Genomic DNA, 22,213 nt, shown 5'->3' with positions numbered 1-22,213 from the left:
CTTTCTCTCTTAAGCCCCGATCAGTTCGCGCCCGATCAGCATCCGCCGGATCTCGTTCGTGCCTGCGCCGATATCCAGCAGCTTGGCATCGCGAAGATAGCGTTCGACCGGCCAGTCCCTGGTATAGCCCGCCCCGCCCAGCGCCTGCACCGCCTCGCCGGCGACGCGGAAGGCGTTCTCGCTCGCCAGCAGGATCGCGCCGGCCGCATCGAAGCGCGTGGTCTGCCCGGCATCGCAGGCCCGCGCCACGGCATAGACATAGGCCCGCGCCGATTGCAGCGCGACGTACATGTCCGCCACTTTGGCCTGCATCAGCTGGAACGTGCCGATCGCGCTGCCGAACTGGCGGCGCTCGCGCACATAGGGGATCACGGTGTCGAGGCAGGCCTGCATGATGCCGATCTGAAGCCCCGCCAGCACCACGCGCTCGTAGTCGAGGCCGCTCATCAGCACTTTGACGCCGCCGTTCAGCGGGCCCATCACGTTTTCGGCAGGCACGAAGCAATCGTCGAACACCAGCTCGCACGTCGGCGAGCCGCGCATGCCCAGCTTGTCGATCTTCTGGCCGATCGAGAAACCGGGCATGTCCTTCTCGATCAGGAAGGCGGTGATGCCCTTCGATCCCGCCTCGGCATCGGTTCGGGCATAGACGACCAGCACATCGGCATAGGTGCCGTTGGTGATCCAGAACTTGGTGCCGTTGAGGCGGAAGCCAGCCCCGCGATCATCGGCCACCGCATCGGCGCGCAGCTTCATGCCCACGACATCCGAGCCCGCGCCCGCTTCGGACATGGCAAGGCTGCCAACGTGCTCGCCCGAGATCAGCTTCGGCAGGTACTTCGCCTTCTGCGCCTCATTGCCCCAGCGGCGGATCTGGTTGACGCAAAGGTTCGAATGGGCGCCATAGGACAGGCCGACCGAGGCCGAGGCACGGCTGACTTCCTCCACCGCGATCACATGCTCCAGATAGCCGAGCCCGGTGCCGCCCCACTCTTCCTCGACCGTCAGCCCGTGCAGGCCGAGTTCGCCCATCGCGGGCCAGAGTTCGCGCGGGAACCAGTCCTCGGCATCGATCCTGGCAGCCAGCGGCGCGATCTGCTCGTCGGCGAAGCGGGCCACGCTTTCGCGGATCATCCCGGCGCTTTCACCCAGCGCGAAGTCGAAGTCGGGGGTGGCTTTCATGTCGTCTTCCCAAAATTCCACGGCGCGTCCTTGCGGCCTTTGCGGGCGAGCCTATCGCAGGGCCATGATGCAAACAAATTGAAACTTACATGACCCTTGAATAGATTTTACCAATGATAAAACGCGCCCACATCCGGCATTTCCTGGCCGTGGCCGATTCCGGCAGCTTCAGCCAGGCGGCAGCGCGGCTGCATGTGACACAGCCCACCGTCTCCACCGCCATCGCCGAACTCGAACGGCTGGTGGGCTCTGCGCTGTTCGTGCGCGACCGGCGCCATGTCCGCCTGACCGAACCGGGCGGCGCCTTCCTGCCGATCGCCCGCGATCTGGAAGCGGGCTTTCGCCGCGCCGACCAGTTCGCCAAGGCCTCGGCCTATCCCGAGCAGCCCTGGCCGGATCTCAAGCTGGGGGTGATCCCGACGGTCTGCGGCGCGATGCTGCAGCGGGTCGCCGGGCAGTTGGCGGCGCACTACGGCGTGGAACTGGTCGAAGGGGACGACCACGACCTGCGCGGGCAATTGGCCGGCGGCAAGATCCAGCTTGCCCTCACCCTGCTGGACAAGAGCGAAAACGGGCCCGAGGTCACGCCGCTGCTGGAGGAACCCTATGTCGTGGTCATGGCGGCGCACCACCCGCTCGCCGGAACCGCCGAGGTCGCCGCCGGGGACCTTGCCCGCGAGATCATGATCGCGCGCCGCGCCTGCGAGGCGCTGCAGCGCACCAGCCGTTTCTTCACCGACGCCGGGGTGCGCCCCCGCTTTGCCCTGCGCAGCGAGAACGAGGACCGCTGCCTGCGCATGGTCGCGGCGGGACTTGGCATAACGGTGGCGCCGCGCTCGCTGGCCCCGGAAGGGACGGCGACGGCCGAAGTGAGGGATTTCGGCCTGACGCGGCGCCTGGGTTTCATCCGCGCCCCGGTCCATCCCGGCAGCGCGGACGAAGCGGAAAAGCTGGCGGCGATACTGGAGAGGATCGCCGCGAGCTTTTCCCCTAATTGATCATTCCGGCGGGGTATCCTTGTAGGTATCCCAGTTCTTGAGCCACGCATCGACCACCTTGGAGCCGACCACGTAGAGGCTCTCCACCGAGGCTTCGAGCCCGGCATAGCCCTCGTTCTCGCGCAGCAGGTAGGAGGCGGCATCCACGCCCGGCGGCGGCATCGTGTAGTTGGAACCGGCCCGCAGCACGAGCACGCGGTCCTTCTGCGCCCGCCCGATCCGGTCGAGATAGGTCATCGCCTGAAGCACCCCGGTATCTTCCATGGCCGAGGTCACGAATTCGCCCTTGCCCTGCGTCCAATAATGCACCCAGTCGTTGGCCCAGTCGGTCAAGAGCTTGCCGTGCCAGAAGGTCATCGCCGAAAGCGTCTCGCCCTCGAGCACGAACGGCGGCTTTTGGGCGTTGGGATAGCCGGTGAAGCGCATGCGTTCGGTGCGGATCGCCGCGCTGTCGGGCAGCGTCACGTCCTTGGTCAGGTTGAACGCCCAGCCGACCAGCCTGGGGTTGATCTGGTAGACTTCGCCGCCCGAGGTATCGATGGGCGTCGCGGTATCGTTCGGGCCCTTCAGGTGGCGCGGGAAATAGCCGCTCTTCCAGTCCTTGGGGATCTCGCGCGCGTCGATCTCGTGCGCGAGGTCGCCGTCGACCACGTAGCGCGCCCAGGCCGCCGAGCCGATCGAGGCATCCTCGGGGTCGATCCCGGCAATGCCCGCTACCAGCCAGTAGGCCTTCGACAGATCGAAGCGCGGATCGAGGCCGAGCGCCATCGTCGCCGCCGTCGAGCGCGCGGTGCCGACGCCGGTCACCATGCCCAGAACCTGCGTCTCCGGGTTGTAGTAGAGATCGTGGAACGACTGCGGGAAAGGAATGCGCTGGGTGAGGTGCGCGCGCTCTTTCCAGAGCTGGAATTCGCCCGCCGTATCGCCCTCGTCGGCGCCGATCTCGAACAGCGAGACGACCACCACTTTCACCGGCAGCGGCGCGGCGCAGGGCTTGCCGGCCTGGCAGGCGGAAATGTCGGGAACGGCAGGAGCCGCGAGCACCGGGGCCGCGCCCAGCGCCAGCGAGGCGGCCGCCAGGAGCGCGGGAAAGGTCTTCGAAAGGATCATCGGGAGCACGCGCCTCGAAAGGGAACCGGGGGCGCCAGTAGGGAAGCGCCCCCGGAAGAGGAAAAATCAGAACTTGTAGACGATCGAGCCCTGCCAGCTGCGCGGGGTTTCCGGCAGCACGATGGTCGAGCCGAACAGTTCGGTGAAGTTGGCGCGGAAGTAGCGCTCGTTGGTGGCGTTCTTCACCACCACGCGGAACAGCCAGGGCCCGGTCTCGTAGGAGGCCGAGACATCGACCTTGGTATAGGCCGGCAGCTTCACCGCCTGCGACTGGCCGGAATAGACCGAATCCACCTTCACCGCGCTGGCGCTGAGCGCAAGGCCCATGTCGAAGGCATAAGTCGCCGTCAGCGAGTAGAGGTTGGTCGGGATACCGGCGCGGCGCGACTTCGCCTTGCTGTCCACCAGCACCAGCCCGAGCGGCTGGCCGCCGAGGTAGAGCGTGGGATCGGAGACGTTGACCAGGTCCTCGATGCCGAAGAAGCTGAACAGCGAACCGTCCTCGATGGCGGTCAGGTTGTAGACCTTGGTGCGGGTATAGCCGCCGGTCACCAGCAGGTGCTTGTTGACCGACCAGCGCGCCTCGGCCTCGAGCCCCTTGGTCTCCACCGACTGGTTCACGGTGATCGACTGGATGTTGTAGTCGGTGCGCTTCTGCTTGTAGACCGACAGCGCCGCATAGAGCCGGTCGTCCAGGAAGCTGCCCTTGATGCCGCCTTCGTAGAGCTTGGATGCCGAGACGAAAGTGCCCGCGGCGACGTCACCTGCGTAGAGTTCGGCGCCCTGCCCGGCGATCACCGTCGACTGGCGGGCGATGGTCGCATAGGGGATCACGCCGAAGGGCAGCTTGTAGTTGGCCGAGGCCGACCATGACCAGGCGCCCTTGCTGTTGCTGGCCGAAACCAGCGTGGGGGCGACCAGCATCTTGGTGGGATCGTAAGTCGACTTGGCCTTGATGTAGTCGTAGCGGCCGCCCAGCGTGATGCCGAGGCCGAAGTTGAAGTCGAGATCGGCAAGGCCCGCCAGTGCGTAGTCGGTGTAGTGGCCGGTGACGTAGTTCGAATAGCCGCAGTCCGCCGCGGTGTAACCGGCCTCGGTGCTGAACGGGCATTCGGTGGCGAGCAGGCGATCGGACAGGGCGTTGTAGCCCACCGTCAGGTCGACGCGGTGGAAGTATTCGTAGTCGAAGTCGTCACCGTGCTTGAACTTGGTGTAGCGGATCGAGGGCGAGAGCTGGAACGCGAACTTGCCGAGATCGCTGGTGAACTTCTTCGACAGCACGATCTTGTCCTCGAACACCCACGAATCGTGGAATTGCGCGAAGCCGTAAGCGTTCTCGTTGATGTTCTCGTAGCTGTCGTAGAAGGCCTGGTTCTTGATCTGGAGATCGTCCTCGCCGTCCCAGATGAGGTCGGCGTAGAAGGTGGTCCCACGGTTATCGAGCCGGTCGTCCTTGCCCGCCAGCACGTCCTTGCGGCTGAGCTTGGTCGTGCCGGTGTTGGTCAGCGCCAGCCAGGGGTAATTGGCCTTGAAGGTCGCGTCGGTGAACGAGGCGGCGGGCACGCCGAACGGGCCGAAGCTGCCGATGGCGTTGAATTCGCTGGCCGAGATCTGGCCGTCGCCGTTGGCATCGACGGCCTGCGCGGCGCCGGTGATGTAAGTGCCGTTATTGACCAGATCCTGCGTCAGACGGTTCCAGCCGCCATTCTGCACGCCCTTGAAGTTCTGGTACATGCCGCCGAATTCCAGCCGCAGGTTGGGCGTGAAGTCGGTATCGAAAGCGGCCTGAAGCACCGTGTTCTTGGTGGAGATATTGCGGTAGTAGCTGCCGGAATCCTCAACCTCGGCGAACAGGCTGTAGCCGAATTCCTGGCTGCCGATCTTGCCGGGCCCGCGGATTTCGGCCTTGAGATCGGCCTTCTCCCACGAGCCGCCGGTAAAGGTCACTTCGCCTTCGGGATCGGAGAGGTAGGAACCGCCCGCCACGCGCGCGGTCTTGGGCACGAAGTTCATGTAGCCGCCGGTCTTCGACGGGCCGTAGATCGGCGAGGCGGGGCCGCGCACGATGTCGATGCGGTCCGACGCGCCGATCGGGGTCGGGTAGTTGCCCGGATTGTCGAGGCGGCGCATGCCGCGGAAGTAGACTTCACCCGGCGTGCCGCGAATGTCGAGCGCGCCGCCGACCCCGAAGAACGAGTTGGTGAACGTGCCCGGCGCCTGCGCGACGAGATCGTAGATGTCCGTGATGCCGAAGCGTTCGATCTGCTCGTTGCTGATCGTCGAGGCCGAGCGCGGCGTTTCGGTGATGGTCTTGTCGAAGCCGAACACCGAGCCGACATCGGCTACCGGAAGCGCGCCGAGCGAGCCGGTGACGACGATATCCTTGGCCGGTTCCTCGGTCGGCGCCGGTTCCGCCGGTGCGTCTTCGGCGAAGGCCGGCGAAGCCATCGCCGATCCGCACAGCAGCGCGGCCGTGAGGCCCAGGAAGCCTCCTCGCCGCCGCCTGCAGGACTTTTGGCCAAGCGTCATGGCCGAACGGAAAAACACCTCATTGTCGATTGATGCGGTCATCGTGCCAAACCCCCTGAACTCCGCGCCGCTCACCCCTGATGCGGACCGGATTCGCTTTGTGTGTGTCCCACCTCTCCCATGGGGCTTATTGTTGTTGCGGCGCGTCCTGTGGCGGCGCGCCGGGCACCCATTGCTTGTTTTTCTTATTCGCTCTTGCCGGGCGCCCGCTCCGATGGGGAGCCGGGCGCCGGATTCCAGTCGTCCATGCCTGCCTCGAAGCGGTCGAACCGCGCTTCGAGTTCGGCTTCGAGGCGGGCCTTCTGGCTGCCTGCCAGCAGCGCGCGGCAGGCCGGCGCGGCAAAACCGGACGCGCAGGCCGCCACCGGTTCGCCCGCGCGGCGATCCCGCCAGACGCCGCTGCCGGGCATGAAACCGAACTCCAGACTGTCGCGCGCGACTTTCTTGAGATCGGCGTATGTCAGCCCCTGCTCGCGCACCGCCCGCTCGTATTCATGGGTGAGATCGGTGCGCAGGATGCCCTGATCGTCGGTCGAGAGCGTCACCGGCACACCGAAGCGGCGGTAGAGAGTGATCGGATGCGCGCCGCCCGTCACGCCCAGGATCACGTCGTTGCTGGTGAGGTTGACCTCCACCGCGATATGATCGGCGGCCATGCGGCGCAGCGTAGCGGGGGCGTCGTCCTCATAGGCGATGCCGCTGCCATGGCCGATGCGCTCCGCTCCCGCCGCGATGGCCTTTCGCATATGGTTCTTCATCGCCGCGGGCGGCACTTGCCCGAAGGCCAGTTCGCCCGCGTGGAGCGTGCGGTGGACCTTCGGGTACCGCGCTGCAAGGAAGCGCACCATCGCCATGTGCAGGTCGTAATCGCGAAGAGCGACCGGCCAGTCCTCGGGCTGGACCAGGTTGATGCCGACATAACGCGGATCGGCGTCGGCCAGCGCAAAGGAGAGGATCAGCGAGCGGAACGCTTGCGCGGGCGGCAGCGCGCGGAACCCGCTGGCAAGATAGTGCAGCGCCACCCCGCAGGCCGGATCGGCCGCGGCGGTGCCGCAGGCCAGCCCCTTGCGCACGGCGGCCTCGTCGCCGTCCAGTTCGGCGCGGGCCTGGGCGATGACGGGCGCCAGCGCCTTCATTTCCGCGGCATAACGCGCCGCCAGCCCCGCCTCGTCGAGCGGCACGTCAGGCGCGGCGAGGATCGAGGCCATCATGACCTCGGGATTGTGCATGAGTTCGAGATAGAGCCCGTGATCGCCTGCGGTCGTGCGCAGCGCCACCATCATCGCCTGCGCCATCTGCCCGCGCGCGGCAGGGCCGAACCGGTCGAAGCTGATGAAGAACTGGGTATGGCCGGACACCTCGTCCGCGCCGATTCCGTGCTGCCAGCCGCGCGTGCCGAGGTGATCGACCAGTTTCGCATATGCGAACGGCCGGTCGCTGGCTAGGCGGGTGATCTTGTCGGCCTCGGCGCAGGGCGGCGGCACCAGCGCCAGATCAGCACCGGCGCAGAACCCCGCCTTGCCCGCCCAGTCCAGCCAGTCCTCCGCCGAAGGCGTGCCGCCCAGGTGGTTGTGCAAGTCGCCGCCCTTGGGCATCGCCTGAAGGAACGTGCGCAGCATCGCCGCATTGCCCGACAGCGCATCCATCACGCGGGCCGCGCGGGCCTCTCCGGCGGCGTCGGCCCGCGCCGCCGAGGCAGACGCCAGCACCGAAGCGGCCAGAAGCATCGAGGCGAGAAGCCGCTTCACTTCGCCGCGCCCCCCGGCCCGGCACTTGCGGGAATCGTGTCCTTGTACTGCTCCCAATGCGCCAGCAGCGCATGCACCACCGGCGCGCCGACGCGGTAGTTCGCCTCGTAGGCCGCCATTTGCCCCGGCCCCTCGTCGCCGACGCTGGCGAGGGCATCGACGCCGGGCGGCGGCATCGAGGGATTGCTGGCGGTGCGCAGCACCAGCACCCGGTTCAGGTCCACCCGCCCCTGCGCCGCGGCATTGAGCATGGCGCCCTGCATCGACTGGCTTTCCATGTTGGTCATGACGAACCGGCCCTTGCCGCCGGTCCACAGCTTCACCCAGTCCCGCGCCCACTGCGTGCGTTCGGGCCCGTGCCAGTACCGCACCGAGCCCAGCGTCTCGCCCTCCAGCACGAACGGCGGCTTCTGGGCATTGGGATAGCCCTTCCAGGCCGCCCGCGCCTTCGCCAAATCGGGATTGTCCGGGATGACGACGTTCCTGGTCATCGCGAAAGCCCAGCCCTCCAGCCCCCGGTTTAGCGGCGCGACCATCGACAATGCGCCTGCATCGGTCATGCCGGCAAAGCTGTCGGGATTGTCGGGAAGCTGGTTGGGGGCCTTGGCGCCGATCGCGAAAAGGCCGTAAGGCCAGCCCCCGGGCGCCGCGCGGTCGTCGAACTCGCGCAGGGTATCGCCCGAGACCACCCAGCGCGACCATGCCGCGCTGCCGACCGAGGCCACTTCGGGATCGACCCCGGAAATGCCGGTGAACAGCCAGTAGGTCTTCGAGAAATCGAAACGCGGGTCGAGCGTCAGCGCGGTCAGCTGCTCGCCCACCCCGCTCATCAACGAACCGGCGCTGCCCCAGACGATGCCGTAGAGCCCGTCCTTGTTGCGCAGCAGCGGATGCAGCACCCCGCGAACGGCGATCTGCTCGTCCATGTGTTCGCGTTCGGCCCAGAGCTGGAATTCGCCGGGCGCATCACCGGTGTCGGCCCCGGGCTCGAAATTGGCGACCACCACCACCTTGACGGGAATCGGGGCGAGGCGGGGCAGCGCCGGGACCGCCGGCTCGGCCGCCCCGGCGACCGGCACCGCACCCGGCAGCGACGGCACGGCCAGCGCCGCAAGCGCGGCGGCCAGTCTCCATCTGCCGCGCACGGCAATCGATTGAATCGTGCTCATCAACCCCTGAACCCCGTGAGGGGGCGCGAACTCTTTGAGAGTGTTGGGAAACCCCTTGGAATTTGCGCCCCCGAGCCGATCGCGCGCTCGCAGGCCGCCGCCCGAAACGCGGAGATTCCGCGGGTTCCGGATGGCTGCCCCAGTCGCACCTTTCGACGTTTCCCATTGCGTAAGGGCTTGACTCGGTGCGAGCAAACGCAATGATTTCGACGCAGCGTTGCAAAAATTAGAGCAGGTTCACGGTCGCATGCCGGCGTTTTCGCGTTTTCTCCGTTATTTCATGGCCGTGGGCAGGCTCGGGTCGATCCGCAAGGCGGCCGACGAGCTCAACGTCTCCGCCTCGGCGATCGACCGGCAGATCCTCAACGTCGAGGCCGAACTCGGCCTGCCGCTGTTCGAGCGCCTGCCCACCGGCCTTCGGCTGACCGCGGCGGGCGAGATGATGATGGCATCCGGCAGCCAGTGGCAGCACGGCATGGCCAGCCTGCGCGCCCGGATCGAGGACTTGCGCGGGCTGAAACGCGGCCATGTCGACATCGCCGTGATCGACGCGCTCGCCAAGGGTTACGTGCCCGACATGATCCACGCGATCCAGCAGGCCTATCCCGGCATTTCGGTGGGCGTGAAAGTGCAGGGCAACGAACAGGTGCGCCGCGCCATCGCCGAGGGCGAGGTCGACTTCGGCATCCTGTTCGAGCCGCATTCCTACCGCGACCTTACCGTGCGCGCCTTTGTCGAGGTGGTGCTGGGCTTCCTCACCCCGCCCGGCCATCCGCTGGGCGAGCGGCGCGAGGCGCGGTTTTCCGCCTGCGCGGGCGAACCGATGATCGCCCCGGCCGAACCCCTGGCGGTGTGCCAGCAGATCGCCGTGCTCGAAGGCGCCACCGGGGTCGCGCCCGAACGCAAGGTGATGAGCGACAACATCCAGATGATCACCTCGCTGGTCATGCGCGGGGTCGGCGTCGGCGTATTGACCTCGCTCGACGTCGCCACCGAGGTGCAGCGCGGGCTGCTCAACTTCACCCGCATTTCCGATCCGCTGCTGCGGCCGATGACCCTGGCGCTGTGCACCGCCTCGGCGCGCACCCCGTCCTACGCGGCGGCGCTGGTGCTGGGCGAGATCGAGAACGGCTTCGGCCAGCTCAGCTATGCCGCCTCGACACGTCCCCAGGCAGGGCGCGCGCCGGCGGACCGGCCGGCCGGCCACCGGCCAGCCGCCGAGATGCCCGAGCACGTCGATTGATCGGCGCCCGCGAACCCGATATTTTCCTTTCCAACCTCTCCCTTCAGGAACTCCGACAATGTCCGAATCCGCCGAGCCCCAGCTCCATTTCCTCGAATACTACGAAGACTTCCTCGCCAAGGTCCGCCAGCTTTCGCGCAAGGTCTCCGAGAGCGCGTGGCAGCCCGATTTCGTGATCGGCATCGGCCGCGGCGGGCTGGTTCCCGCCGTCTACATGTCGCAGCAGCTCGACCTGCCGATGCTCTCGATCGACCACTCGTCGAAAGTTCCCGGCTTTGCCGACGAGCTGCTGGCCAAGATCGCGGGCATGAGCGCGAACGGCACCCGGGTGCTGTTCATCGACGACATCAACGATTCGGGCGGCACCATCGAGTACATCCGCGGCCTGCTCGCCAGCAACGGCGGCGTCGCCGAGAACCTGCACTTCGGCGTGCTGATCAACAACAAGAGCTCGAAGGTCGAAGTGGACCTGTGGGTCGACATGATCGACCGCGCCGAGGACAAGCGCTGGTTCGTGTTCCCGTGGGAATCGGTGGGCACCCGCGATGCCATCATCGAGGAAGCGATGTCGGTGCCCGAACGCCTGTCCTGATGTTCGGCGAGGCAGGAGCGTGCGCTGCGCGACCGCTCCTGCCTGCGCCTGCTGGCAGCGGCTACTTGCGGCTGTTCGCCATCAGCCGCACCATCAAGGCATCGAGCCGGGCGGCGTCGATCTTGCGCACGACCCGCGCCTTGCGCTCGCCCAGCCCCGGCTGATAGCCCTCGCGCCAGCTCAGCATGTCGCCGTAGCCCGCGCCGAACTGCGAGTTGAAGTCGACGTAGAGGTCTTCCGCCTCGCTCACCATGCCGGGATCGAGCAGCACGCCCGCGGCGATCTCGTCCCACATCGGGAAGCCCGGCTCCATGCGGGCAATGAAGGTGCCGAGGTCGGGATCGGCGGCGGCGGTCATCGCCTTGACCAGTTCCGGGGTCAGCTGCGTGCCGGTCGAGGGGTCGGCGGGGATCACAGTGATCTTGCGCCAGGGACTGCGCGAGACGATGCTGGCCGCCTCGGGATCGAAGCGGGCGTTGAACTCGCGGCGCGGCGAATTGGCATATTCGCGCGCGAACTGCGCGGCCGAGACATTGTCGAGTTGCTGCTGCGGGTTGAGGCTGCCGCCCATGTAGACCAGTTCCCCCGCCAGCGAGGCGAAGGCCGGATCGAGCCGCTGCGCCAGCGCGAGGTTGGTGAGCGGCCCGCAGGCGACGATGGTGATCTGCCCGGGATACTTGTGCACCATGCGGATCAGGAAATTCGCGGCGATCTCGCTCGAAGCCTTCAGCCTGGCATTGCCCCAGGGCAGGTCCACCGGGTCGTCCGGGCCATAGTAGGCAGGCGTCGACTGATGGGTGGGTTCGACCCACTGCTTCATCCACGCGCCCTTCCACGTCAGCTTGCCGTAGAGCGCCTCCCAGCGCTCGGTCAGCACTTCGGAATTGAGCAGCGGATAGGTCGCGCCCTCGGCCACCGGCACGTCGGGGCGGCTGGCGATCTCGAGCCCGCGCAGGGCCATGGCGGTGGCGCGCCTGGCCCAGGTATTGCCCGAGACGGTGGTGATGCCCACGACATCGACCTTGTCGCTCTCCAGCAGCATCAGGTGCATCAGCGCGAAGCCCTCGTCATCGATGATGACCTTGCGCCTGGGCTCCTGCGCGTGGGCGGCGATGGGCGCGGCCAGCATGAGCAGCGCCGTCAGTGCGGCGCGCAGCAGCTTTGCCATCAGACCTGCTCCGCCAGGTAGGCGTCGATGCGGGCGAGATGCGCCGCCACCGCCTCTTCCGGCAGGAACGAGCCGGTGAAGCTGTTGCGCGCCAGCCTCGCCAGCGCCGCGCGGTCCAGCCCGCGCGCTGTGGCAACGGCGCGGTAGTTGTCGGCCACGTAGCCGCCGAAATAGGCCGGATCGTCGGAATTGATCGTCGCCTTGAGGCCGCGGGCGAGCATTGCGTCGATCGGGTGATCGGCCAGATCGTCGACCACGCAGAGCTTGTGGTTGGACAGCGGGCAGACCGTCAGCGTCATGCCCTCGCGCGCCAGCCGTTCGATGAGCGCGGGGTCTTCGAGCGCGCGGTTGCCGTGGTCGATCCGGTCGACCCCCAGCACGTCGAGCGCCTGGTGGACATAGTCCGGCGGGCCTTCCTCGCCGGCATGGGCGGTGATCTTCAGTCCCTTTTCGCGCGCGGCGGCAAAGACGCGGGCGAACTTCTCGGGCGGATGGCCCAGCTCGGAGGAATCGAGCCCGACCGCCGTGATCCGGTCCAGCCAGGGCTCCGCCTCGGCCAGCGTGGCGAAGGCGGCATCTTCGGAAAGATGGCGCAGGAACGAGAGGATCAGGCTGCTGGTGATCCCGTGTTCCGCCTCGGCCACCGCCATCGCCGAGAGCAGGCCCTCGATCACCTCGGCAAAGGCGACGCCGCGGTCGGTATGGGTCTGCGGATCGAACATGATCTCGGCATGGACCACCCCGTCCGCCGCCACGCGCGCGAAATAGGCCGCCGCAAGGTCATGGAAGTCCTGCCGCGTGAGCAGCACTTGCGCGCCCGCATAGTAGATGTCGAGGAAGTCCTGCAGGTTCGAGAAATCGTAGGCCGCGCGCACCTCTTCGACACTGGCGAAAGGGATCGTCACGCCGTTGCGCGCCGCCAGCGCGAACATCAGCTCGGGCTCGAGACTGCCCTCGATGTGGAGGTGAAGCTCGGCCTTGGGCAGGCCGGCGATGAAGGTGTCGAGGTCGGTCATGTCTTGTCCCTGTTCCAGGCGCAGTCGCCCAGCAGATAAGTGCGCTGCACGGCGCGGTCGTCGCCCAGCACCTGCAACGCGAAGAGCCGTTCCGCAAGGTCCGCGCCCCGCGTGCGGCGCGCCAGCAGCGGCGTAGCCTGTGGATCGAGCACCACGAAATCGGCCTCCTGCCCCACCGCGAGACTGCCGACGCGGTCCGCTATGTGCAGCAGCGCGGCGCTGCCCGCCGTCGCCAGCCAGAGCGCGCGGAAGGGATCGAGCCGCTCGCCCTTCATCAGCGCGGCCTGATAGGCGATGCCCTGGGTGTGCAGCAGCGAGAAGGTCGTCCCCGCGCCGACATCGGTGCCCAGGCCCAGCTTCAGCCCGTGCCGGTCCGCCTGCCCGAAATCGAAGAAACCCGAGCCGAGGAACAAGTTGGAACTGGGGCATACGGCGATCCCCGCCCCGCTCTCGTGGAGGCGCTGGCAGGCGCGGTCCGAGAGGTGAATGCCATGCGCAAAGACCGAGCGCGCGGTGACGAGGCCGAACCGGTCGTACGCGTCGAGATAGTCCGCCGCCGCCGGGAAGCGCGCCTCCACTTCGGCGCATTCGCGCCGGTTTTCCGCCAGGTGGGTGTGCATCAGCACATCCGGATGCTCGGCCAGCAGGGCCCCGGCGGCGGCCAGCTGGGCATCGGAGGAAGAGAGCGCGAAACGCGGCGTCACCGCATGGCCCAGCCGCCCGCGCCCGCGCCAGCGGCGGATCAGCGCCTCGCTCTGCGCCCGGCCCGCGGCGGCCGTGTCGCAGAGCCCCTCCGGCCCGAGGTCCATCAGCACTTTGCCGGAAATGATCCGCATCCGCCGCTCCAGCGCGGCTTCGAACAGGGCATCGACCGACTGTTCGTGCACGGTCGGGAACACCAGCGCGCTGGTGGTGCCGTTGCGCAGCAGTTCGCCCAGGAAGAACGCCGCCACGCCCTCGGCATGGGCCTTGCTGGCGAAGGCCTTTTCCGCCGGGAAGATGTGCCGCTCCAGCCAGTCGAGCAATTGCTCGCCGTGGGCGGCGATGCGGTCGGTCTGCGGATAGTGGACGTGCGCATCGATGAAGCCCGGCACGATCAGGCCCGGCAGTGCCTCCACCGGCACATCGCCGTAACGCGGCGCCAGATCGGCATGGGGCCCGCGCGCGATGACGATGCCGTCCTCGACCACGAGCAGGGCGTCGGTGTCGTGGCGCACGGCTTGCGGGTCGCTGCGCGGATCGCCGGACACGGACAGCACTTCGCCGCGAAAGGCGCGGATCATCGGGTACTCCTCAATTGCAGCAGCTGCGCGATCACGGCGATGGCGATCACGTCGGGTTCCTTGCCCGTCACCCCCGGCAATCCGATCGGTGCGGTGAGGCGGGCGATCGCCGCCTCGTCCACCCCGTCGGCGCTGAGCCGCGACTTGAAGCGGGCGATCTTGGTCGACGAACCGATCAGCCCGACAAAGGCCAGCGGCGGACGCGACAGCGCGGCCAGCGTCAGGTGATAGTCGAGCGGATGGTCGTGGGTGAGAATGGCGACGGCGGCGTCCTCGGGCGCTTCGGCGATACAGTGGGCGATCGTGTCCTCGGCCATGACGGTAACGCCGTCGATCCGCGCCTGCTCGGGCCGGGTGTCGAACCAGGCGAGCTGCAGCGGCAGGCCGGTCAGGTGCCGCGCGATCGCCTGCCCGACATGGCCCGCACCGAACAGGTAGAACGGGCGCGGCCGCTCGCCCACCGGCTCGGCGATGCGGGTGCCGATGCCCGGACGCTCGCCGCGCGCGGACTGATGGGTCGCGGTCTCGCGCAGGAACACCGCGCGCTGCACCGCGCCCTGCGCCAGCGTCGTCACCAGCATGCGCCCGGGTTCGGCATCGTGCAGCCAGTCCAGCGCGGCGGGATCGAGATGCTCGATCAGCAGCCGCACCCGGCCGCCGCAGCACTGGCCGAGCAAGGGGCCGAGCGGATAGTCCTGCACCCGCCAGCTCCCCGGCGGCAGCGCCAGGATCGCGCGCGCCTGCTCGGCGGCGCGGAACTCCAGCTGCCCGCCGCCGATCGTGCCCTGCTGCCCGCCCTGCGTCACCAGCATGCGCGTGCCGCCGCCGCGCGGCGCCGAGCCCTCGGTGGCGAGCACCGAGATCAGCGCGCAAGGCTCCTGCGGCAGCCGGCGCAGCCAACCGGTCCACTGCGTCATCGCGCGGCGAGCTCGCGGATCGCGGCCAGCACCCGCTCGGGCGTTGCCGGGGCATCGAGCTGCGGCATGGCGCGCTTGCCCGGCGCGGCGGCGGCGACCGCGCGGTTCAGGGCCGAGAACACCGAGATCGCCAGCATGAACGGCGGCTCGCCCACCGCCTTGGAGCGGTTGATCGTCGGCTCCACGTTCTCGCCGTCCCACAGGCTGACGGTGAAATGTTTCGCGCGGTCGGACGCGGTCGGGATCTTGTAGGTCGCCGGGCTGTGGGTGAGCAGACGGCCCTTGCCGTCGAACACCAGGTCCTCGGTGGTCAGCCAGCCCTGCCCCTGCAGGAAGCCGCCCTCGATCTGCCCCTTGTCCACCGCCGCGTTGAGCGAGCGGCCGACGTCGTGCAGGATGTCCACCGCCAGCACCTTGTGCTCGCCGGTCAGGCTGTCGATGGCGACTTCGGACACCGCCGCGCCGTAGGCGAAGTAGTAGAACGGCCGCCCCCGGTGCGCGGCGCGGTCGTATTCGATGCCGGGCGTGGCGTAGAAGCCGGTGGAGGAGAGCGAGATGCGGCCCATGTGCGCCTTGCGGGCGACTTGCGCAAACGTCAGCCGCTCCTCGCCCGCCAGAACGCCTTCGCTGGAGAACACCACTTCGTGCGCGGCGCAGCCATGGATGCGGGCCAGGAACGCGGTCAGCCGGTCGCGGATCGTCATCGCCGCATTGTAGGCCGCCATGCCGTTGAGATCGGAGCCGGAACTGGCCGCCGTGGCCGACGTGTTGGGCACCTTGTCGGTCCGCGTCGAGGTGATGCGCACTTTGGCAAGCGGCACCGCGAACACGTCCGCCACCACTTGCGCGACCTTGACGTAGAGCCCCTGCCCCATCTCGGTGCCGCCGTGGTTCACCTGGATCGAGCCGTCGGCATAGACATGCACCAGCGCCCCCGCCTGATTGAGGTGGGTGGTGGTGAAGCTGATCCCGAACTTCACCGGAGTGAGCGCGATGCCCTTCTTGATGATCGGGCTGGCGGCGTTGAAGGCGTCGACGGCGCGGGCGCGCGCGTCGTAATCCGCATCCCGGCGCAGCTGCGCGATCAGCTGCGGCGCGATGTTGTCGGCCACGGTCATGCCGTAAGGCGTCACCGCGCGCCCCGGGCCGTAGAGGTTGGCGCTGCGCACATCGAGCGGGTCCATCCCCAGCGCCAGCGCGACGTGATCGATGATCCGCTCGATCGCCAGCATGCCCTGCGGCCCGCCGAAGCCGCGAAACGCGGTGGCGGAGACGGTGTTGGTCTTCAGCCGCTCCGAGACGATCTCGACGTCGGGCAGGAAATAGCAATTGTCGGCATGGAACATCGCGCGGTCGTTGATCGCGGGCGAGAGGTCCTCGCTCGCCCCGCAGCGCGAGGCGAGGTGGAGCGAGAGCGCGAGGATCTGCCCGGCATCGTCGAACCCGGCCTCGTAGGCGACCTCGAACTCGTGGCGCTTGCCGGTCAGCACCATGTCGTCGTCACGGTCGGCGCGGAACTTGGCGGCGCGGCCGGTCTTGCTCGCCACCAGCGCGGCGGCGGCGGCGAAACTGGTGGCCTGGGTTTCCTTGCCGCCGAAGCCGCCGCCCATGCGCCGCACTTCCACCGTGACATCGGCGCAGGAGACGCCCAGCAGATGCGCGACAAGGTGCTGCACCTCGCTCGGATGCTGGGTGGAGCACAGCACATGGACCTGCCCGTCCTCACCCGGCGTCGCCACCGAGACATGGCCTTCGAGATAGAAATGGTCCTGCCCGCCCATCGCGAACCGGCCCGCGATGCGGTGCGGCGCGGCCTCGAGCGCGGCGCCGGCATCGCCGCGCGCCATGCGCTGGGTCGCCTCGATCCGGCTGCCTGCCGCGCGCGCCTCGGCGATGGTGACCACGGCGGGCTGGGTCTCGTAGACCACCTTGCCGAGCCGCGCGGCCTTGCGTGCCGCGCGCTGGCTGGTCGCCGCGACGAGGAACAGCGGCTGGCCCGGGAAGGTGACTTCGCCGTCCGCCAGCAGGCCCTCGTCATGGCGGACCGGGCCGACGTTGTTGTCGCCGGGAATATCGGCGGCGGTATAGACGGCGACGACGCCCTCTGCCGCGCGCACGGCGGAAAGGTCCATCGCGGCGATCCGCGCGCACGTCTCGCCCGCCTGCCCGAAGGCAAGGTGGAGCATGTCCACCGGCTCGGGCGCATCGTCGGCATAGCGGGCTTGGCCGGTGACATGGAGATGCGCGGAATCGTGCGGGTTTTCAGGCCGTGCCCGGGCCTGCCAGGCGGGGTCGCGCTCAGCCATGGCCGGCCTCCAGATCGAGCACCGAGATGCAAGTGCCCTGCTCGCGCAGCCAGAGGCGCCGGAACAGGTTGGCCGCGGCATCCAACCGGTAGGCGGCGGAACCGCGCACATCGCTGAGCGGGGTGAAATCGCCGCGCAGCGCCTCGGCGGCGGCATCCAGCGTCGCTACCGTGAACGGCTGCCCGACCAGCGCCGCCTCGCAGGCCCCGGCGCGGCGCGGCGTGGCCGCCATGCCGCCAAAGGCCACGCGCGCCGCGGTAATCCTGCCGCCGGCAACCGTGAGATGGATCGCCCCGCAGACCGCGGAAATATCGCTGTCGAACCGGCGCGAGAGCTTGGCGATATGGATCACCGCGTGAGGGTCAGGGCGCGCAATACGCACGGATTCGACGAATTCGCCCGCGCGCCGGTCCTGCTTCCCGTAGTCCAGGAAATAGGCTTCCAGCGGGATCGTCCGCCGCCCCGCCAGCGAGCGCAGGGTCACCTCGGCGCCCAGCGCGATCAGCGCCGGCGGACCGTCGCCGATGGGCGAGCCATTGGCGATATTGCCGCCCACGGTCCCGGCGCTGCGCACCTGCAGGCCGCCGATCCGGCGCACCAGTTCGCCCAGATCGGGATGCAGCCGGGCCATCGCCGCATGTGCCTCGGCATAACGCACGGTGGCGCCCAGCGTCAGCGCCTCGGAAGTCTCCGCGATCTGGCCGAGGTCGGCGACGTCGCCCAGAAAGATCACCTCGCCAAGGTCACGCAGCCCCTTGGTGACCCAGAGGCCGACATCGGTTGCCCCGGCCACCAGCCGGGCCTCGGGATGATCGGCCAGCAGGCGGGTCAGCGCCTCGCTGCTGCGCGGCGCGAACCACTTGCGCCCGCGCCATTCGCCGCCGGCGCCCTCGCCCGCGATGGCGTGCAGGCGCGCGGCCAGTTCGCGTTCATCGGCCGCCGCCGTTGCAATCGTCTCGCCCGCCTCGATGATCGGGCCGTAGCCGGTGCAGCGGCAGAGATTGCCCGCCAGCACATCGGCCACCGGCAATTCGCAGCCCAGCGCACCGATCGCCTTGCCGTGCAGCGCCATGACGAAGCCCGGCGTGCAGAACCCGCATTGCGAGGAGCCATTGGCCGCCATGCAGGCCTGCACCGGATCGAGCGTGCCGGAGCGCGACAGGCTCTCCACGGTCTTGAGCGCCTTGCCGTGGAGCATCGGCAGGAACTGGATGCAGGCGTTCACCGCGCGCCATTGCACGGTGTCATTCTGCGCTTCGCCCACCAGCACGGTGCAGGCCCCGCAGTCGCCTTCGGCGCAGCCTTCCTTGGTGCCGGTGCGACGCAGGCGATAGCGCAAGTGGTCGAGCAGCGTCGCCGTGGGATCGACTTCGCCAAGTTCCACCACTTCCCCATCGAGAAGGAAGCGCACGGTCATGTCAGCTTCCCCGATAGGTCGAATAGCCGAAGGGCGAGACCAGCAGCGGCACGTGATAATGGCCGTGCGCGTCAGCAATGCCGAAATGGATCGGCACCCGGTCGATGAACGGCGGCTGCGGCAGTTCGGCCCCCTTGGCGCGGAAGTAATCGGCCACGGCAAAGGTCAGCACATAAGTGCCCGCAGCCAGCGCGGGAATGCCGGGGCAGCGGCCATCGGCATTGGTGGTACCGGTGAACAGCACCGTACCCGCCGCATCGGTCAGTTCGAGCGCGACGCCTTCGGCCGGACAGCCGTGGGCGGTGTCGAGGACATGGGTGGAAAGACTGCTCATGCCGCCTCCCCTTTTGGCCAGGCGCCGAGGAACTCATGCTCGTCGTAAGCCATGAAATCGCGCACCAGTTCATCGCGGTCGTCGAGGAAAAGCTGGTCGGCCACGCCCCGCAGCAGGCGCGGCAGGGCATTGTGCAGCCCCGACAGCGCCGAGGCCGAAAGCCCCAGGCTCACCAGGGCCGAATAGTTGAACGCGAAGAGCCCGTGCAGCGGTGCCCCGTCGGCGCCGGGCCGCGGCAGGAACTCGAACGCCTCGCCGAGATAGGGGTGCGCGTCGATCAGCCTGTTGCGCGGACCGGCGGGCGTCACCTGCTCGCCCCAGCGCAGGATCAGGTCGGCGACCTCGCCCAGTTCGGGACGCAGGCCGGGATCGCTGACGAGACCGGTGGAGATCACCACGAAGTCGAACTCGTGGAACCCCTGCGGCGAGGTCACCCTGACCCGCCCTTCGTGCTCGGCCACGTCGAGCCAGGGCGCGCCGAGATGCAGATGGAAGCCCGGAAACGCCGCCGCACGCGCGAACGTGTCGTTGGTCGGCGGCTGGTTGTGGCCGAGGAAACAGTCCATCGCCGCATACTTGGTGACGTCGTCGAGCGCGGGGTAGCGCGCGGTGAAGCCCACCCGCTCCATGAAACGGATCGGGTTGACGCGCGGCAGCTGCTTGCGGCGGATGAAGACTTCGGCCGCCGCGACGCCCTGTGACAGCGCGTGCTGGGCATTGTCGAAAGCCGAGGCACCGCCGCCGAGGATACCGATGCGCTTGCCGCGATGCGCACCGAAGTCGATCGGCTCGCTGGTATGCGCCCACAAGGCCTTGGGCAGATTGTCGCGCACCATCGCCGGGGTGTGCCACTCGCCGCCGCCCTGGATGCCGGTGGCGAGCACCACCTTGCGGGCATGTTCCACCGCGCCGCTGGCGAAGTGCAGACGGTGCAGCCCGGCTTGCGGCAGCGGCTCGATCCGCGTGAGCTTCGCGCCGTTCTCGACCGGCAGGTCCAGCACGGCGCGATACCAGCGCAGATAGTCCATCCAGTCGCCGCGCGCGATCTTGTCCACCGCCTCCCAGCCGGCAAGGCCGTGCTGCGCCTGCCACCAGGCCTGGTAGGTGAGCGAGGGAATGCCGAAATCGATCGGGTTGAGATGCTTGGGCGTGCGCAGGGTGACCATGCGCGCATACGTCTCCCAGGGGCCTTCGAACCCGGCGGCGTTCTCGTCGAAGACCAAGACGTTCGCCACGCCCTCGCGGCGCAGGCCGAAGGCTGTGGCCAGCCCGCACTGGCCGCCGCCGATCACCGCCACGTCGAGCACGCGCTCACCGTCATAGTCACGCGGCCGCACCCATTCCGGGCGGACAAAACCGACCAGATCGAGCTCGCGCGCCAGCTGCGCCTCGAGCGCGGGCAGGCCAATGGCACCGGTGGAAGTCATGGCAGGTCCTCAAGCCGCAGGCGAACGATCTCGCCGATCTGCTCCAGCGCCGTGGCCACTTCCACGTCGCGCCCGTTTTCGAGCCGACGTTCCATGGCCGCCAGGATACCCGCCTTGTCGGTCAGGCGCACGCAGATGATGAAGGGGAAGCCGAAACGGTCGCGGTAGGCGGCGTTCAGCGCGTGGAAGCGTTCGTATTCGTGAGGGGTCAGGCGGTCGAGCCCGGCGCTCGCCTGCTCGGCGGCGCTGGCCTCGGTCAGCGTCCTGTCGATCGCCGCCTTGCCCGCGAGTTCCGGGTGCGCGCGGATCAGCGCCAGCTGCTCCTCGGCGCTTGCCTCGTGCAGCACCGCCAGGAGATCGGCCAGCCGGTCCCCGGAGGAAGGCCGCGCATCGGCGCGCGCCTCCACCCAGGGGCTATGCTCGAAGAGCGCCGTCGTCCCCCCGGTCATCAGTGGGTGCTGCCTTCGAGGCTGACATGGGCAGAAACCACCTTCCAGCCATCGGGAAACTTCACCCAGCTCTGCGTCTGGCGGCCGCGCCGCTCGCTGTTCTCGCGGAAGAACTCGGCATCGGCGGTGGCGAAGCGGTCGCCATAGACCGTGATCGCGACGCGGCCGAGCCTGCGCTGCGGGGAGCCGCCGCGTCCCTTGCGGAAGTCGCGGATCTCCTCGATGCCGTAAAGCACTTCGCCCACGCCGTAGCGGTTGGTGGTCGGCGCATCGTGGAACAGCGCGTCCATCGCCGGGATGTCGTCCGCCATCAGCGCGCGCTCGTATTCGCGGAAGGCTGCGGTCACTTCGGCGAGAAGGTCGGGATCGTCGATGGTCATGCCGGAAAATGCTCCATCCAGTGGCGGGCGATGTCGATGCGGCGGGCGATCCAGGCACGCGGCCTGCCATCCGGCCCGCTGGCGGTAACGTGATCGAGGAAACGCGCGAGCGCGCGGGCGCGGCCGGGCTTGCCGGCGATGCGGCCATGGAGACCCACGCTCATCATCCGCCCGCCTTCCTCGCAAAGCTGGTCGAAGGTGTCGCGCATGTGGCGGAAGAACTGCTCGCCCTCGGTAAAGCCGTTGAGCGCGACGATCTTCATGTCGTTGACGTCGAGCGTATAGGGCACGATCAGCTGCGGGCGTCCGTGCTGGCGGTCCCAGTAGGGCAGGTCGTCGGCGTAGCTGTCGGCATCGTAGAGGAAGCCCCCCTCCTCGGCGACCAGCCGCGCCGTGTTGGGCGAGGTGCGCCCCTGATACCAGCCGAGCGGGCGGCTGCCGGTGAGCTTTTCGTGAAGCGCGATGGCCTCGGCGATATGGGCCCGCTCGACCTCTTCGGGGACGTACTGGTAATCGATCCAGCGCAGCCCGTGGCTGGCGATCTCCCAGTCCGCCTCCAGCATCGCGGCGACGGCTTCGGGGTTCATTGCCATGGCCTTGGCCACGCCGAACACGGTGACCGGCAGGCCCCGCTCGGCAAACAGCCGGTGGAGCCGCCAGAACCCGGCGCGGCTGCCATATTCGTAGAGGCTTTCCATCGCCATCGCCCGGCCCGCATGGCTCGCGGCGCCGACCATCTCGCTGAGGAAAGCCTCGGAGCGCTCATCGCCGTTGAGAACGGAATTCTCCGCGCCTTCCTCGTAGTTGATGACGAACTGCACCGCCACGCGCGCGCCATTCGGCCACTGCGGATCGGGCGGCGTGCGGCCATAGCCGACAAGATCGCGGGTCATGGGCGCACCGTTTCGCTGCGGTCCTTCGACAAGCTCGGGACGAGCGGGACCT

General features: G+C 68.3%; 19 protein-coding genes. 3 read left to right on the top strand and 16 right to left on the bottom strand.

Annotated features, from left to right (window positions below; translation table 11 throughout):
* Positions 1 to 9: 9 nt before the first annotated feature.
* Complete coding sequence (locus tag OKA11_RS09025) at positions 10 to 1,182, bottom strand: isovaleryl-CoA dehydrogenase (RefSeq protein WP_267219882.1); 1,173 nt, start codon at positions 1,180 to 1,182, stop codon at positions 10 to 12.
* 113 nt (positions 1,183 to 1,295) lie between these two features.
* On the opposite strand from OKA11_RS09025, the gene OKA11_RS09020 reads away from it, so the two are divergent.
* Positions 1,296 to 2,180 carry a LysR family transcriptional regulator gene (locus OKA11_RS09020; RefSeq protein ID WP_267219881.1) on the top strand — a complete coding sequence of 295 codons (885 nt, stop codon included), beginning with the start codon at positions 1,296 to 1,298 and terminating at the stop codon, positions 2,178 to 2,180.
* Here OKA11_RS09020 and OKA11_RS09015 read toward each other — a convergent pair whose 3' ends face one another.
* From OKA11_RS09015 to OKA11_RS09000, 4 genes are all read right to left on the bottom strand, one after another.
* A complete protein-coding gene (locus OKA11_RS09015) occupies positions 2,181 to 3,290 on the bottom strand; it encodes a purine nucleoside permease (RefSeq protein WP_267219880.1) in 1,110 nt (369 codons plus the stop codon).
* 66 nt (positions 3,291 to 3,356) lie between these two features.
* Complete coding sequence (locus OKA11_RS09010; protein ID WP_267219879.1) at positions 3,357 to 5,861, bottom strand: TonB-dependent siderophore receptor; 2,505 nt, start codon at positions 5,859 to 5,861, stop codon at positions 3,357 to 3,359.
* 143 nt (positions 5,862 to 6,004) lie between these two features.
* The gene (locus OKA11_RS09005; RefSeq protein ID WP_267219878.1) at positions 6,005 to 7,567 is read right to left on the bottom strand and encodes an amidohydrolase family protein; all 1,563 of its coding nucleotides are present in this window, start codon (positions 7,565 to 7,567) and stop codon (positions 6,005 to 6,007) included.
* Complete coding sequence (locus tag OKA11_RS09000; RefSeq protein WP_267219877.1) at positions 7,564 to 8,736, bottom strand: purine-nucleoside phosphorylase; 1,173 nt, start codon at positions 8,734 to 8,736, stop codon at positions 7,564 to 7,566. The genes OKA11_RS09005 and OKA11_RS09000 overlap by 4 nt, the downstream gene beginning before the upstream one ends.
* Before the next feature lie 247 nt (positions 8,737 to 8,983).
* On the opposite strand from OKA11_RS09000, the gene OKA11_RS08995 reads away from it, so the two are divergent.
* Both OKA11_RS08995 and OKA11_RS08990 read left to right on the top strand, forming a co-directional pair.
* Positions 8,984 to 9,979: a LysR family transcriptional regulator gene (locus OKA11_RS08995; protein WP_267219876.1), complete on the top strand. Its 996-nt coding sequence runs from the start codon at positions 8,984 to 8,986 to the stop codon at positions 9,977 to 9,979.
* Between the two features lie 58 nt (positions 9,980 to 10,037).
* Positions 10,038 to 10,571: a phosphoribosyltransferase gene (locus OKA11_RS08990; RefSeq protein ID WP_267219875.1), complete on the top strand. Its 534-nt coding sequence runs from the start codon at positions 10,038 to 10,040 to the stop codon at positions 10,569 to 10,571.
* 61 nt (positions 10,572 to 10,632) lie between these two features.
* On the opposite strand, the gene OKA11_RS08985 is transcribed toward OKA11_RS08990, so the two are convergent.
* The 11 genes from OKA11_RS08985 to puuE are packed head-to-tail and all read right to left on the bottom strand — an operon-like array spanning position 10,633 to position 22,161.
* On the bottom strand, positions 10,633 to 11,739 hold the full coding sequence (locus tag OKA11_RS08985; protein ID WP_267219874.1) for a nucleoside hydrolase: 1,107 nt from the start codon (positions 11,737 to 11,739) through the stop codon (positions 10,633 to 10,635).
* Complete coding sequence (locus OKA11_RS08980; RefSeq protein WP_267219873.1) at positions 11,739 to 12,755, bottom strand: adenosine deaminase; 1,017 nt, start codon at positions 12,753 to 12,755, stop codon at positions 11,739 to 11,741. Before OKA11_RS08980 ends, OKA11_RS08985 begins: the two co-directional genes overlap by 1 nt.
* Positions 12,752 to 14,038 carry a guanine deaminase gene (gene guaD / locus OKA11_RS08975; protein ID WP_267219872.1) on the bottom strand — a complete coding sequence of 429 codons (1,287 nt, stop codon included), beginning with the start codon at positions 14,036 to 14,038 and terminating at the stop codon, positions 12,752 to 12,754. Before guaD ends, OKA11_RS08980 begins: the two co-directional genes overlap by 4 nt.
* Positions 14,035 to 14,955 (bottom strand): xanthine dehydrogenase accessory protein XdhC, encoded by a 921-nt coding sequence (gene xdhC / locus OKA11_RS08970; RefSeq protein ID WP_267219871.1) that lies wholly within the window; start codon positions 14,953 to 14,955, stop codon positions 14,035 to 14,037. Before xdhC ends, guaD begins: the two co-directional genes overlap by 4 nt.
* Positions 14,952 to 17,261, bottom strand: coding sequence for a xanthine dehydrogenase molybdopterin binding subunit (gene xdhB / locus OKA11_RS08965; protein ID WP_267219870.1), 2,310 nt, complete (start codon positions 17,259 to 17,261; stop codon positions 14,952 to 14,954). The genes xdhC and xdhB overlap by 4 nt, the downstream gene beginning before the upstream one ends.
* Positions 17,254 to 18,678 carry a xanthine dehydrogenase small subunit gene (gene xdhA, locus OKA11_RS08960; RefSeq protein ID WP_267219869.1) on the bottom strand — a complete coding sequence of 475 codons (1,425 nt, stop codon included), beginning with the start codon at positions 18,676 to 18,678 and terminating at the stop codon, positions 17,254 to 17,256. The genes xdhB and xdhA overlap by 8 nt, the downstream gene beginning before the upstream one ends.
* Before the next feature lies 1 nt (position 18,679).
* A complete protein-coding gene (gene uraH, locus OKA11_RS08955) occupies positions 18,680 to 19,012 on the bottom strand; it encodes a hydroxyisourate hydrolase (protein WP_267219868.1) in 333 nt (110 codons plus the stop codon).
* The gene (locus tag OKA11_RS08950; RefSeq protein ID WP_267219867.1) at positions 19,009 to 20,439 is read right to left on the bottom strand and encodes an FAD/NAD(P)-binding protein; all 1,431 of its coding nucleotides are present in this window, start codon (positions 20,437 to 20,439) and stop codon (positions 19,009 to 19,011) included. The genes uraH and OKA11_RS08950 overlap by 4 nt, the downstream gene beginning before the upstream one ends.
* Positions 20,436 to 20,888, bottom strand: coding sequence for a 2-oxo-4-hydroxy-4-carboxy-5-ureidoimidazoline decarboxylase (gene uraD / locus OKA11_RS08945; protein WP_267219866.1), 453 nt, complete (start codon positions 20,886 to 20,888; stop codon positions 20,436 to 20,438). The genes OKA11_RS08950 and uraD overlap by 4 nt, the downstream gene beginning before the upstream one ends.
* Entirely contained in the window at positions 20,888 to 21,268 is a 381-nt protein-coding gene (hpxZ, locus tag OKA11_RS08940) for an oxalurate catabolism protein HpxZ (RefSeq protein ID WP_267219865.1), read from the bottom strand. The genes uraD and hpxZ overlap by 1 nt, the downstream gene beginning before the upstream one ends.
* A complete protein-coding gene (gene puuE, locus OKA11_RS08935) occupies positions 21,265 to 22,161 on the bottom strand; it encodes an allantoinase PuuE (protein WP_267219864.1) in 897 nt (298 codons plus the stop codon). Before puuE ends, hpxZ begins: the two co-directional genes overlap by 4 nt.
* Positions 22,162 to 22,213: the final 52 nt, after the last annotated feature.

It is taken from the genome of Novosphingobium clariflavum, from assembly GCF_026420865.1.
GTDB lineage: Bacteria > Pseudomonadota > Alphaproteobacteria > Sphingomonadales > Sphingomonadaceae > Novosphingobium > Novosphingobium clariflavum.
This window is presented reverse-complemented; position numbering and strand designations above follow the sequence as displayed.